Consider the following 12,804-nt stretch of genomic DNA (forward strand, 5'->3'; position numbering starts at 1 on the left):
TCACAGCATGACGTCCACCGGCACCCCGAATTCCGTAACCCTCCGCTTCCTGGCCGCGCCGATGGACGTGGGCCACAGCGGGTCGGTGGACGCCGGCACGGTCCTGGAGTGGGTGGACAAGGCGGCTTATGCGGCGGCCGTGGGCTGGGCGAAGTCCTATTGCGTCACGGCCTACGTGGGGAACATCCACTTTGCGGATCCCGTGAACAGCGGCGACATGGTGGAGGTGGAGGCGACCATCGTGTACACCGGGCGGTCCTCCATGCACATCCGGACTGTTGTGTCCTCCGGAGATCCCAAGGGCGGCGCGGCCACCATGCGCAGCCAATGCATGGTCATCTTCGTGGCTGTCGGAGAGGATGGCAAACCGATCCCCGTGCAGCAGTTCGAGCCCGTCACGCCCAAAGAGATTGAGCAGCGGGACCACGCCCTGGCCCGGATCAAGGTCCGCGAGCAGATCGTCGAAGCGATGAACCGGCAGGAATATACCGATGCCGGTACGGCAGAGCGCGTGACGCTCCGATTCATGGCCGCGCCCACTGACGTGAACTGGGGAGGCAAGGTCCACGGCGGAATCGTCATGAAGTGGATCGATGAAGCCGCCTACGTTTGTGCCACCCGCTACTGCGGCCGGGACACCGTGGCGGTGTTCTCGGGCGGAGTCCGTTTCTACCGGCCCCTGCTGATCGGGCACGTGGTGGAGGTGGAGGCCCGCCTCGTGTACACCGGAACCAAGGGTATGCATATTGCGGTACACGTCCGCTCCGGCGACCCCAAGGGCGGCGGGCTCAACCTCACGACGTACTGCCTCACCGTGATGGTGGCGCGCGACGACGAAGGCAACTCAGTGCCGATTCCCGCCTGGGTGCCTGTCAGCGACGAGGATAAGAGGCTGCACGCCCACGCGCGGGAACTTCTCGAGATCAGGGGTACGGCGCCGGGCAACCGGCTCCCCAACCACTTGCTGACCCAGGGCTGACCCGGTTCCCTAGAAGCCGCCACCGCCGGCGTCAGCCGCCATGTTGGCGAACCGGGAGTAGTGGCCCTGGAAAGCCACCACGATGTCCTTGGTGGGGCCGTTACGGTGCTTGGCCACCAGGATGTCCGCTTCGCCGGCGCGCGGGGATTCCTTGTCGTAGACATCCTCGCGGTGGAGCAGGATCACCATGTCGGCGTCCTGCTCGATGGAGCCCGATTCACGGAGGTCCGACACCATGGGCCGCTTGTCCGAGCGCTGCTCGGACCCACGGTTCAGCTGGGACAGCGCGATGACGGGGACCTGGAGCTCTTTGGCCAGCAGCTTCAAAGCACGGGAAAACTCGGAGACTTCCTGCTGCCGCGACTCCACCTTCTTGCCGGAACTCATCAGCTGCAGGTAGTCGAGGATGACGAGCTTGAGATCGTGCTGCTGCTTCAGGCGGCGGCACTTGGCGCGGATTTCCATCAGGGACATGTTGGGACTGTCGTCGATGAACAGCGGGGCATCATTCATGCGCCCCATGGTGGTGGCGATCTTGGACCACTGCTCGTCCTTGATGGTGCCCTTGCGGAGGTCCTGCAGACCGATGGTGGCCTCGGCCGAGAGGAGGCGCATGGCGATCTCGTTCCGGCCCATTTCGAGCGAGAACATGACCGTGGACAGGTTGTTCTTGATCGCGGCGGAGCGGGCAAAGTCCAGGGCGAAGGTGGATTTACCCACGGCCGGACGGGCGGCGATAACGATCATCTGGCCCGGGTGGAGCCCGTGCGTGAGCTCGTCGAGTTCAAAAAAGCCGGTGGGCACACCGGTCATGCCTTCGCCACGGTGGCCGGACGCTTCGATCTCGTCCACAGTGGACTCCATGACGTCCTTGAGGACCACGTAGTCCTCAGCCGTCCGGCGTTCCGCCACAGCGTAGACCTCGGCCTGGGCCTGGTTGACCAGGTCCTCCACCTCGCCGTCCGAGCCGTAGCCCAGCTGGACGATCTTGGTGCCGGCGTTCACGAGGCGCCGGAGGACGGCCCGTTCGGCCACGATCTCGGCGTAGTACCCGGCATTGGCAGCGGTGGGAACGGTCTGGATCAGCTCGTGCAGGTAGGCAGGGCCGCCGATCCTGTTGATTTCTGCGCGCTTGGTGAGCTCATCGGAGACCGTTACGGCATCGGCTGGTTCGCCCCGGCCGTACAGGTCAATGATCGCTTCGTAGATGGTCTCGTGGGCAGGCCGGTAAAAGTCCTGGCCGCGGAGGATTTCCACAACATCGGCGATGGCATCCTTGGAGAGCATCATGCCGCCCAGCACCGATTGCTCGGCGGCGATGTCCTGGGGAGGCTTCCGGCTGGTGTCTGATCCGCGGGTGGTCTCGACCTGGTCCAGATGCGCGATTGACAAAGCTGCCGTCCTCCATTTGTACCGGGGCCTGGGTTGCCCGGTTATTGCTGTCCTGTTGAGGCCTCATCCGGAAAAGTCCGTGCTCCGCCACCCGTACAGGTGTATCGGCAGGGTCTGACAATGCTGCCGCCAGTCCCTGGAACCGGAAATTATGGAGTTATCCCCACTGTCCACAGGTTTTCCACAGAGGCCTGTTCCGTGGGCCCACACAGGGCCCGGGACTGCAGTTTTCCCGGGGATCCCGGAGCCGCTGACTGCCCTAAGAACAGGTACCCCGCTACGCTAGCCCCCCGGGACCCGGCAGCAAAGCCGGAAGCCCCGAAGGGCTGTGGATAACCTGTGCACTAACCGGCATAGCTTGTGCACAGCCTGTGCGAAAGGCTGTGGATAATAAAAAAGTTTGCCTCCCGCCAGCCCTCTGACCTGCGAAAACGCTCGTCCGGGGATGTGGAGTAAATATTTCTTCTGTGGAATTTCATCCACAGGCCCCGACGCGCCGGGTGCCCTGTCCCCAGCCCGATCCATACCCGTGACCAAGTTCGTGCCGGGGAAGTGGCCGTGCTCATATTCGCCGTCAAGCGTTTGCCCTGCAGCCCTTCCTCCTGTATGCGCATCGGTGAATATTGCTGTGGATAAAGTGGATCTGGCATAAGCTCTATGTATGGGCGAACTACTGCTGGTGCTGTTGCCTGCGATTGTCTTGGTGGCGCTCATCTGGGGGATCTTCACGGCGCTGACCCCCCGCGACGCCGGCATGTCGGACGCGGAAAAATACCAGCGCGACCTCGCGGAGCGCTCGGCCCGGCACTATGCAGCCCAGGTCGAGGCCGCCACTGCGGCGCGTGCAAGGCTGGAGGCCAAGACCCGTCCCAGCCAGAACACGCAGCAGCATACCCAGCAGCAGGACCATGCCCGGATGGACATGCTGAACCAGGCCGCCGCCGCGGGTTCGGGCCACCACGGGTTAATGCCTGCCGGGGGTGGCCAGCTGAACCATCAGCTGGCCATGCAACTGCAGGCCATGGTCCGAAGCGGCCAAAAGGTGCAGGCCATCAAGCTGCTCCGCCAAGCAACGCAATCAGATCTGGCCACCGCCAAAAAATACATAGAACGGCTCTAGAACAATGGAATCGCTTGTGGTCCCTGTCCTCATCCTCCTGGCTGTCATCGCCGGAGTTGCACTGGCAGTCCGCGCCATGGGCAGGCGGAAGGCAACACACACCTCCGAACCGGCACAGCCGGCTGCGACGTCCGCAGAGTTGGCCCGCACTGCCGCTGCCAAGCTGTCAGAGGACGAACACAGGCGGCTCTATGCGTTGATCGCGCAGGGGCAGGCCATGGCCGCCATCAAGCTGTACTACGAGGCCACCGGCGATGGCCTGCGGGCTTCCCGCGATGCGGTGGGCGCACTGGCAGCCCACCCGCAGCCTTACCGAAGCCCCGAGGTGGCCGGCCCGGAGCAGGACGATGACGAGGACGATGAGCCCCAACGGTTCCCGTACCGGTACCGGGCCATCGCCAGCAAAGGCGACGTGACCCGTGAGGTCAGCAGCAACATGCTCAATGACGAGATCTACGGCAGGATCCGCACCCTGGCACGCAATGGTGACACGGAGGCCGCGGCCACGGCACTCACCCGGCACTCCGACATTTCCATGAAGCAGGCCCGGGAGTTCATCGAACTGCTGGACGACTAAGGCCGGCGCCCGGAAGGGGCCGGGACGCCGCGACTAGAAGTCGAACAGCTCGCCCAGCCAGCCTTCCTTCTTCTTTTGCTGGTGCCGGCGGTCATAGTCACGGTCGTGCCCCTGTTTTCCGTACTTGCGGTCGTCGTAGCGAGGCTGCTCCCGCCGGGGCTCGAAGTTGGGGTAGAGCGGTGGCGGCGTGGGTCCGGGTGCCGGACGCGCCGGCATGGCCTGAGATGCAGCGGGCATGTCCGCGGCCCGGTCCAGGATCTTGTCGAGCTCGCCACGGTCCAGCCAGACGCCGCGGCACTGCGGGCAGTAATCGATCTCCACCCCGCTGCGCTCGGTCATCAGAAGGTCTACGGAATCCACTGGGCATTTCATGTCCCGCACAACGACCGGCGCCTCCCGAAAGTTCGCCGCCGCCAGGCGTCAGCGGTTTCCGGAAATCCCGGCCAGCAGCTGTTCGAAGGGCAGGGACTCCATCGGAGCAGGCTTACGGCCTGGCTGGGGCCCTTCCAGCAGCCGGGTGAACTCGCCGGCCGCACGGTTGATCCGCTCCCCGAGGGACGATCCGCCGCCGTCCACGCTGCCCCAGTCCTGGGGACCGGCAAAGACACCGGTTGCCGCCATTCGCGTGCGGAGGTAGCTGAACAGCGGGCGCATGGCGTAGTCCAGGACCATCTGGTGCCGGTCCGTACCGCCGGTCGCGCCCAGCAGGACCGCCTTGCCGTCCAGGGATTTGGGGTCCAGGACGTCGATGAATGACTTGAACAATCCGCTGAAAGATGCGCTGAATACCGGGGTCACGGCGATAATTCCATCGGACGCCTCTACGCCGGCTATCACGTCGGCAAGGCGTGGAGCGGCATAGCCGGTCACGAAGTTGTTGGCGATGTCCACGGCCAGGTCCCGGAGGTCCACGACGTCCACTGTCACGTCGTATCCGGCCGCGGCCAGTTGCCGCTCAGCCGACGCGGCCAGCTGGTCAGCCAGCAGGCGGCTCGACGACGGTACGCCAAGTCCTGCGGAAAGAACTGTGATGCGGCGGGTTTCCATGGCATTCTCCTGTTGCTCGTTCACTTCACCATACATGCATTTGCATCTATACGGTGAACTGATGCTGCCCCGGAAGTATTCCCGCGGGGAATGTTCCCTGTGCTGCCGCCTGTCTGCCAGACTACCTGGATGAATGAGAACAAGACCGGGCCCACGGACGTGCCCGTGGAGGAGTTCCTGGCGTCCGTGGAACACCCGGCCCGGCGCGCTGACGGGTTTGAACTGCTGGAGTTGATGAGGTCCGTTACGGGGCAGGACGCCATCATGTGGGGTCCCAGCATCGTCGGCTTCGGCAGGTACCACTACCGGTACGGCAGCGGACGGGAGGGCGATTCCGCCGCCGTAGGATTCTCACCGCGCAAGGCGAACCTCGCCCTCTACAGCCTCACCTACGGCCCGGACGCGGACAGGCTGCTCCCGGCGCTCGGCAAGCATAGGACGAGGGCGGCGTGCCTCTACATCAACAGGCTGGACGACGTCGACCGTGACGTCCTCGCCGGGCTGATCCGGAGCGGATACCGGCACGTGATGGCCGAACTTCATACCCCCTGAACAGCAAGAGAAAACCCCCGCCGCCGGGTTACGGCGACGGGGGTCTTTCCTGCAGTCAGAGACTACTTGCCAGCTACGACCTCAAGGTCGATCACAGCAGCAACGTCGTCGTGCAGACGGACGTTTGCCTGGTAGGAACCTACCGACTTGATGTGTGCCGGCAGTTCAACCTTGCGCTTGTCGATGCGGCCAAGGCCTGCGGCCTCAACAGCGTCAGCAACGTCGGCCTGCTTGACCGTGCCGAACAGGCGTCCGGTCTCACCGGCCTTGACAACCAGCTTGACCGGCTTGGCGGAGAGTGCAGCGGCCTGCTTCTGAGCGTCTTCCAGGGAAGCGTGCTCGCGGGCGGCGCGGGCAGCCTTGATGGACTCAACCTGCTTTTCGCCACCCTTCGACCAGGTCAGGGCAAAGTTGCGGGGCAGCAGGTAGTTACGTGCGTAACCGTCCTTGACCTCGACAACGTCGCCAGCAGCACCGAGACCGGTTACTTCGTGGGTCAGAATGAGCTTTGCCATGTTAGTTAATCCCTTCCTTAGCCGCGGCCAGCGCCGGAGTAAGGCAGCAGAGCAACTTCGCGGGCGTTCTTGATTGCCTGTGCGATCTTGCGCTGTTCCTGGACCGTAACGCCGGTGACGCGACGGGCGCGGATCTTTCCGCGGTCGGAAATGAACTTGCGCAGCAATGCTACGTCCTTGTAGTCGATGACAGTGATGTCAGCGGCCTTCAAGGGGTTGGACTTTGGTTTGGGCTTACGGAGTTCAGCCTTAGCCATCGTGGAGCTCCTAATCTAGGGAGCCCGTGGATGTTGATCCACGGGATGGTGGTGGTCCGACGGCGGCAGCCGCTCGGGTGCCGTGAGGCACTTGGTGCGGTCCCGGCGTCGGGCCTTTATTGGTTTGTTTAGAAGGGAGGTTCGGAGTCGGGGCCGTTGCCCCAGCCGCCTGCGTTGGAGACACCGGGCGTGGCCCAGGGATCGTCCTGTGCAGCCTGCTGGTTGCCGCCGCCCCAGCCGCCACCGGAGTTGCCGCCCTGGTTTCCACCAGAGTTGCCGCCTCCGAAGCCGCCGCCGCTGTTGCCGCCGCCGAAGCCGCCCTGTCCACCCTGGCCGCCGGAGCGCTGGGTGCGGTTGACCTTGGCATTGGCGTAACGCAGGCTGGGGCCGATTTCGTCGACCTCAAGCTCGATGACGGTGCGCTTTTCGCCTTCTTTTGTTTCGTAGGAACGGCTCTTCAGGCGGCCGGTAACAATCACGCGCATGCCCTTGGTGAGGGACTCGGCGACGTTCTCGGCTGCTTCACGCCAGACGGCGGCGCGGAGGAACAGGGTTTCCCCGTCCTTCCACTCGTTGGACTGGCGGTCAAAGGTACGCGGGGTGGAAGCGATGGTGAAGTTCGCTACTGCCGAACCGGACGGTGTGAACCGCAATTCCGGGTCATTGGTGAGATTACCGATGACCGTAATGGTGGTCTCGCCTGCCATCTACTGCCTCCTTGTTCGATCCTGGGTGAAGAGTGCGTTTCCTGCGGGGTAAAGAATGAAAGTCGGTGCTGAAATTACTCAGCAACAACCTTCTGCTCTTCGGGGCGGGTGATCTTGGTGCGCATGATGGTCTCGTTAAGAGACAGCTGGCGGTCAAGTTCCTTGGCGGTTTCCGGCTTGGCGGTGAAGTTCACCACGGCGTAGATACCTTCGGACTTCTTCTTGATGTCGTAAGCCAGCCGGCGACGGCCCCAGATGTCAACCTTTTCGATGGTTCCACCATCGTTGGTGATGACGTTCAGGAACTTCTGAAGCGACGGCTCAACGGTACGCTCTTCGACCTCGGGGTCGATGATTACCATCAATTCGTAAGGACGCATATGTGAACCCACCTCCTTTGGGCTAAGCGGTTACGGCATTTCCGTAACAGGAGGTTCATTTGCGATGCCGTGCGATGCCCCGCCGCCGGAACGGAGGCAGGACGCAGCACAGACTTCAATATCTTAGTGCATTTGGACCGGATAGGCGATTCGCGCTTGACACGAGCCTAGGGCGGACGCTTGCCGAACGGCAGCAGGGGCAGCCCGTATGTGGAAAACCGCCCGCCTGGGGCCGAGGGCGGCTCCGGGCTTGCGGTTTTCAGTCAGGGTCAGGCAAGGCGGGGAATTACGACGCCGGACCCGCCTTCACGGGCACGTCCTGCGGTTCGCCGGCGTCCCCGGCGGCAGCGGCCGGACCGGACCTGCGGTAGCGCCATACCCCGATGGCCACCACAACCGCGGCCAGGGCGACGGACAGCAGCAGCGATTCCCGGGTGGACTCCAGGATGATCATGCCGATGAGCAGAGCCACGATGCTGCCGATCGCCAGCCAGGTGAGGTAGGGGAACAGCCACATTTTCAGTGCGAGGTCCTTGGCGGCACTGCCCATGCGCTTGCGGAGGACCAGCTGGGATGACGCGATGACCAGCCAGACGAACAGGGCGATGGCACCTGAGGTGTTCACCAGGAACAGGAAGACGGTGTCCGGGGCAATATAGTTCAGGCCGACTGTCACGAAACCCACAACCGTGGAGGCCAGGACTGCCGAGGCCGGAACGCCCCGCCGGGAGATTTTGGTCCACGAGGCCGGTGCGTCTCCGCGCTTGGACAGCGAGAAGAGCATGCGGCTGGCCGTGTAAAGGCCCGAGTTCAGGCAGGACAGGACGGAGGTCAGGACCACGACGTCCATGATGGTGCCGGCACCGGGGATGCCGAAGAGTTCGATAACGGCAACGTAGGGGCTCTTGGCGACACTGGCATCGTTCCACGGCAGCAGGGTGACAACGATGGCAATGGAACCGATGTAGAAGACCAGGATGCGCCACACGGTGGACTTTACGGCCTTCTTGACGGCGTCCACCGGGTTCTCGGATTCGCCGGCTGCAATGGTGGCAATTTCCGCCCCGAAGAAGGAGAAGACCACAACCAGGATGCCGGCCAGGACCGCACCGGGACCGTTCGGCATGAACCCGCCGTTATCGAGCAGGTTGGTCAGGCCGGGCGCCGGGACGCCGGGCACCAGGCCAAGGATGGCCGCGGCACCGAACAGCAGGAACAGCACGATGGCCGCAACTTTGATGGAGGCAAACCAGAACTCGAACTCGCCGTAGGACTTCACCGAACCGAGGTTGGTCAGCGTGAGCAGGACCATCAGGATCAGGGCCCAGATCCACTGGTCAATACCTGGTACCCACCGGTGCATGATGGCCGCGCCGGCCGTAGCCTCGATGCCCAGCACGATGATCCAGAACCATGCGTAGAGCCAGCCGATGCTGAATCCCGCCCAGCGGCCCAGCGCCTTGTCGGCGTAGGTGGAAAACGAGCCGGTTTCGGGGTTCGCTGCCGCCATTTCGCCCAGCATGCGCATCACCAGGATCACCACAATGCCGGCCGCCATGTAGGCCACCAGGATTCCGGGACCGGCCTGCTGGATAGCCGCGCCGGAGCCCACGAAGAGGCCGGCTCCGATGACTCCGGCTATCGCGATCATGGAGAGGTGCCGCGGCTTGAGCGACTTTACTAACTGTTGGTCAGCGGGCATGGGTGCGCCGTCCTTTTGGGTCATTGCGAATTGATGGGAACCTGCGCCGGGGGCAACAGGCCGGGGCGGTCGCCGGGCAAGCCGGCGCCCAGTGCTGCGGGTCACATGTTTCTCCCACCCTAGACGCGGAGAAGGCGGGGGGCTCATGTGCATCGGCACAGACGGCGGGAGGCCAAATCAGATCTTCCCACAGGCGCACGCAGTTCTGTGAACCAAGAGGTTACCAGGAGGCAACTGCGAAACGTCGAGGAAACGAATGCGGCAATCTTGATGGAATCCAGCGGTTATTCGACTGCCAGCCCGTCCTTGGGCGGCGCTATATTCACTTCTAACGGCTGGGTACCGTGCTGGAGGTGATGAGCCGACAGCTTGCCGAACCCCCGGTTACGCAAGCGACCGGACGGCGCGGCTTCGTATTGGAACTGGTAGCGCTGGATAACGGTCTCCTTCTGATGGGGAGACCGCATGTCCTTAATTGGCCGAAGCAAAGAACTGGACCGGATCCTTTCGGTCATCCGGAGCTCCAAGGAGTCCGCCCTCGCGGTGGTGGGTGGACGCGGGGCGGGAAAGTCGGCCCTGCTGTCCGAGATTCCTACCCTGGGCGATTACCGTACGGTCTTCCTGGGCGCCAGCGCGGCAGAGTCGGACTGGCCACTCTCGGGGCTCACGGCCCTCCTCAACGGCATGGACGAGCCCGTCCTGAACCGGATCAGCGATGAGCTCCTGCGCGACGCCGCCGGAGCCATGAACGTGTCAAGGGTGTCGAGCATGCTCCTCAACGCCCTGTGCCAGCGCTCATCGTCCCGGACCGTCATCGTGATCGATGACGCAGACCAGCTGGATCCCGGCAGCCAGGCCGTCATCGGTTTCCTGGCCCGGCGGCTTGCCGGAACGGACATCGCGTTGTTTCTCAGTGTCCGCGGAGACATCCAGGACAGCCCCTTCAGCGGGCTGCCGGCCCTGCAGCTTGCTGCCCTGAGCTACTGCGACAGTGTGCGGATGCTGGAGGCAATGCCCGGGCGGCACACCACGACGGCGGCGGCCCACGCGGTTGCCGCAGCCACCCTGGGAAACCCGCTCGCCGCCGTCGAGCTTTACCACCGGCTGCTGGAACGGCAGGCGGAGGGCAAATTTGCCCTGCCCGTCCCCTTGCCCTGCAAGGGCAGCTTTGAAGCCGGGTACGCGTCCGCCGTGGGCACGCTGGCGCCGGGCGCGCGCCACGTCCTGGACCTGCTCTCGCTGTCCTGCCGCAGTGACATGGCCACGCTGGAGAAAGTCAGCCCGGATGCCTGGGCCGGGGTGGACGAACTGCTGGCCACCGGTATGGTCAGCAGGTCCGGGCCACACCTGGCAATCCGGGACCAGCTGCTCCGGGGTTATGTCTTCGCCGCCATGACGCCGGCGGTCCGCACATCCGGCCACCGGGCCCTGGCGCAGGCCTCCGAAGCCACCGACCCCTACGCGCGCCGCTGGCACCTGAGCTTCACCACCCTCGAACGGCAGACCCCCTTTGGGCTGCTCCGGAGCGCGGTTGGCCTGATCCGCGGAGGGGAAGTGCCGTTCGCGGTGGAGTACATCGAACGTGCCCTCACCATCAATCCGTGGGAAGCCGAAACCGCTGCCCGCCTCACCACCCTGGCGGAGCTTCTGTTCCACCGGGGCGAGTTCGTCTACGCCCGGCGTTACCTGGACTGGGCGCAGCGGGTCACTCACAATCCCGCCTTGATCCTCCGGCTGACCGGCCTGTCATTCGAGATCGAGTTCATCCAGGGCGGGACGGTCCGTTCGAGCATGGTGCAGCGCCTCGTGAAGGAATGTGGCCAGCATGACCCGGCATATGCGGCCAGCCTGCTGGCCGGCGCCGCCCTCTACTATGCCGAACGCTGGGAGCCGAAGGATGCCGCAGAACTTCTCACCTTGGGGGCTGAGTTCCACGGCTCAGCATCGGCTGAGAGCTTGGCCATTGCTGACCGCGCCAAACTGCTGACAGCTGCCATGGGCGGAGACACCGGCAACGTCAGCAGGAAGCACGAGCCGGCGGGAAACGCCCGCATGCCCAGCCTCCTGGTTCAGGGGCGTTCCCTCAGCTACGCGGAGCGCTACGATCATGCGCGGGAAGCATTCGCCATGGTGCGGAGCGATGCGGGGGCAAGCAACACCATCTGGCGGGAAACCGCACTGTTCCTGGCGGTGGACAATGAGATCCGGGCGGGAAACGTGCGTGCGGCAGTCAAACTCATTGATGACCTCGAACGCCATGAACCTGAAATGAAGTACCACCGAGGCATGCGGCATGTCTTCCGGCTCTGGCGTGCCCATGCCCTGGGCGACGAGACGCTGGCGCAGGGGTACGCCGTTGAGGCGCAGCGCTACTCGGGCGCGGAAAGCCACCCGGCCATCAGCGCCCAGCTGGCTGCCTGCCAGGGCCACTTTGCCCTCCTGCGGGGAGACCTCGCGGAATCCTTTGCCCAGCTGTCCCGCGCGACGGAGATCGGCATGGGTTTTGGCAATCCAACGCTGCTGCGGTGTGAGCCGGACCTTGTGGAGGTCCTCATCCGGCTGGGCCGGCACCGCGAGGCCACGCAGGCCCTGCAGCGCCTGGAAAGCCGATCCGTTGGGCTGCGGTCACCCTGGCTGTTCAGCGCTGTTGCCCGCAGTCGCGCAATGCTGGCCGACGGGGAGCAGTCGCTTCAGCTGTTCAACCAGGCCCTGGAGAGCAGAACCGGCCACGACTCGCTCCTGGAACGTGCGCGGACTTTGCTGTGCTACGCCGAGCGGCTCGGTGCCTTGGGCCAGCTGCGGGAGGCCAGGGACCGGCTGTTGTGCGCAAAGGTGCTGTTTGACGAGGCCGGAGCGCATGCCTGGACCCACCTTGTTGACGCCCTCCTTCTGGACGAACGGGTGGAGCCGTCCCGCAGTGCCGGCAACCCGGCGTTGCTGATGCTCGCAGACCATGAACGTGCCCTTGCACACATGGTGGCCCGCGGCATGCGCAATAAGGAAATCGCCGCCAAGCTGTTCGTCTCCGTCCGGACCGTGGAGGTGCGCCTTACTGCCATCTACCGAAAGCTGGGAGTGGAATCGCGGGCACAGTTGACCGCCTTGGCGGCCAGCAAGGAGACCCCGTCCCGGCAGAAGTACGTCTTGCCGGTTCTCTAGGTGTACTGAGTCGAGACGTTGGTTACAGCGTGAATAGGTGAAGACCTCTTAGGTTGCTGGTTGCCGTCCGATTGCCCATGTAGCCGCGTAAATGGGCGTCTCGCGGACCTGTGCCCACCTGTGGATCAGCCGGTACCGGGGCCCACGGCTTGGACGGCCTTCAGGACGTAGCTCCAGACCAAAGGCATGCCCGCATGCCACTCCCGGTAGAATTCGTTGCCGATGTCCTGACCCGACGCGTGGAGCACCGCGAGGGGCCGACGGATATAGCGTTGCGCTGCGGCACCAGTGCCCGGACAGTCTCCCGGATTCTGGCCCGCGCCGGCATGCCCAGACTGTGGGACCTGGACCCGTGACCAGGGCACGGTCCGGGCGTCCCGGGCCACCGACCGGCACTACGAACGCGACGCCCCAGGG

At 64.3% G+C, this 12,804-nt stretch carries 14 protein-coding genes; 6 read left to right on the plus strand and 8 right to left on the minus strand.

Going from position 1 to position 12,804, the window contains the following annotated elements:
- Nucleotides 1-7: 7 nt before the first annotated feature.
- Complete coding sequence (locus ACZ9BC_RS00790) at nucleotides 8-979, plus strand: acyl-CoA thioesterase (RefSeq protein WP_115526060.1); 972 nt, start codon at nucleotides 8-10, stop codon at nucleotides 977-979.
- A gap of 9 nt (nucleotides 980-988) precedes the next feature.
- On the opposite strand, the gene dnaB is transcribed toward ACZ9BC_RS00790, so the two are convergent.
- Nucleotides 989-2,371, minus strand: coding sequence for a replicative DNA helicase (dnaB, locus tag ACZ9BC_RS00795; RefSeq protein ID WP_079597900.1), 1,383 nt, complete (start codon nucleotides 2,369-2,371; stop codon nucleotides 989-991).
- A 661-nt stretch (nucleotides 2,372-3,032) separates the two neighbouring features.
- Between dnaB and ACZ9BC_RS00800 the strand changes: the two genes are divergently transcribed.
- Nucleotides 3,033-3,491, plus strand: a complete 459-nt coding sequence (locus ACZ9BC_RS00800; RefSeq protein ID WP_476244310.1) for a hypothetical protein — start codon at nucleotides 3,033-3,035, stop codon at nucleotides 3,489-3,491.
- 4 nt (nucleotides 3,492-3,495) lie between these two features.
- A complete protein-coding gene (locus tag ACZ9BC_RS00805; protein WP_476244311.1) occupies nucleotides 3,496-4,068 on the plus strand; it encodes a hypothetical protein in 573 nt (190 codons plus the stop codon).
- Nucleotides 4,069-4,101: 33 nt separating this feature from the next.
- On the opposite strand, the gene ACZ9BC_RS00810 is transcribed toward ACZ9BC_RS00805, so the two are convergent.
- Nucleotides 4,102-4,428, minus strand: a complete 327-nt coding sequence (locus tag ACZ9BC_RS00810; protein ID WP_476244312.1) for a TFIIB-type zinc ribbon-containing protein — start codon at nucleotides 4,426-4,428, stop codon at nucleotides 4,102-4,104.
- A gap of 60 nt (nucleotides 4,429-4,488) precedes the next feature.
- Entirely contained in the window at nucleotides 4,489-5,115 is a 627-nt protein-coding gene (locus tag ACZ9BC_RS00815) for an FMN reductase (RefSeq protein ID WP_476244313.1), read from the minus strand.
- Between the two features lie 129 nt (nucleotides 5,116-5,244).
- Here ACZ9BC_RS00815 and ACZ9BC_RS00820 point away from each other — a divergent pair, with 129 nt between their 5' ends.
- Nucleotides 5,245-5,667, plus strand: coding sequence for a DUF1801 domain-containing protein (locus tag ACZ9BC_RS00820; RefSeq protein WP_476244314.1), 423 nt, complete (start codon nucleotides 5,245-5,247; stop codon nucleotides 5,665-5,667).
- A gap of 62 nt (nucleotides 5,668-5,729) precedes the next feature.
- Here the strand turns inward: ACZ9BC_RS00820 and rplI are convergent, their stop codons facing one another.
- From rplI to ACZ9BC_RS00845, 5 genes are all read right to left on the minus strand, one after another.
- Nucleotides 5,730-6,182 carry a 50S ribosomal protein L9 gene (rplI, locus tag ACZ9BC_RS00825; RefSeq protein ID WP_079597905.1) on the minus strand — a complete coding sequence of 151 codons (453 nt, stop codon included), beginning with the start codon at nucleotides 6,180-6,182 and terminating at the stop codon, nucleotides 5,730-5,732.
- Between the two features lie 17 nt (nucleotides 6,183-6,199).
- Nucleotides 6,200-6,439 carry a 30S ribosomal protein S18 gene (gene rpsR, locus ACZ9BC_RS00830; RefSeq protein ID WP_003800144.1) on the minus strand — a complete coding sequence of 80 codons (240 nt, stop codon included), beginning with the start codon at nucleotides 6,437-6,439 and terminating at the stop codon, nucleotides 6,200-6,202.
- A 128-nt stretch (nucleotides 6,440-6,567) separates the two neighbouring features.
- Nucleotides 6,568-7,146, minus strand: a complete 579-nt coding sequence (locus ACZ9BC_RS00835) for a single-stranded DNA-binding protein (RefSeq protein ID WP_079597906.1) — start codon at nucleotides 7,144-7,146, stop codon at nucleotides 6,568-6,570.
- 74 nt (nucleotides 7,147-7,220) lie between these two features.
- A complete protein-coding gene (gene rpsF / locus ACZ9BC_RS00840; RefSeq protein WP_015939036.1) occupies nucleotides 7,221-7,526 on the minus strand; it encodes a 30S ribosomal protein S6 in 306 nt (101 codons plus the stop codon).
- Nucleotides 7,527-7,812: 286 nt separating this feature from the next.
- Nucleotides 7,813-9,228 carry an amino acid permease gene (locus tag ACZ9BC_RS00845; protein ID WP_476244315.1) on the minus strand — a complete coding sequence of 472 codons (1,416 nt, stop codon included), beginning with the start codon at nucleotides 9,226-9,228 and terminating at the stop codon, nucleotides 7,813-7,815.
- Nucleotides 9,229-9,693: 465 nt separating this feature from the next.
- Between ACZ9BC_RS00845 and ACZ9BC_RS00850 the strand changes: the two genes are divergently transcribed.
- Both ACZ9BC_RS00850 and ACZ9BC_RS00855 read left to right on the plus strand, forming a co-directional pair.
- Nucleotides 9,694-12,387, plus strand: coding sequence for an AAA family ATPase (locus ACZ9BC_RS00850; protein WP_476244316.1), 2,694 nt, complete (start codon nucleotides 9,694-9,696; stop codon nucleotides 12,385-12,387).
- A 194-nt stretch (nucleotides 12,388-12,581) separates the two neighbouring features.
- Nucleotides 12,582-12,743 (plus strand): hypothetical protein, encoded by a 162-nt coding sequence (locus ACZ9BC_RS00855; RefSeq protein ID WP_476244317.1) that lies wholly within the window; start codon nucleotides 12,582-12,584, stop codon nucleotides 12,741-12,743.
- Nucleotides 12,744-12,804: the final 61 nt, after the last annotated feature.

It is taken from the genome of Pseudarthrobacter sp. TE3704 (genome assembly GCF_056279405.1).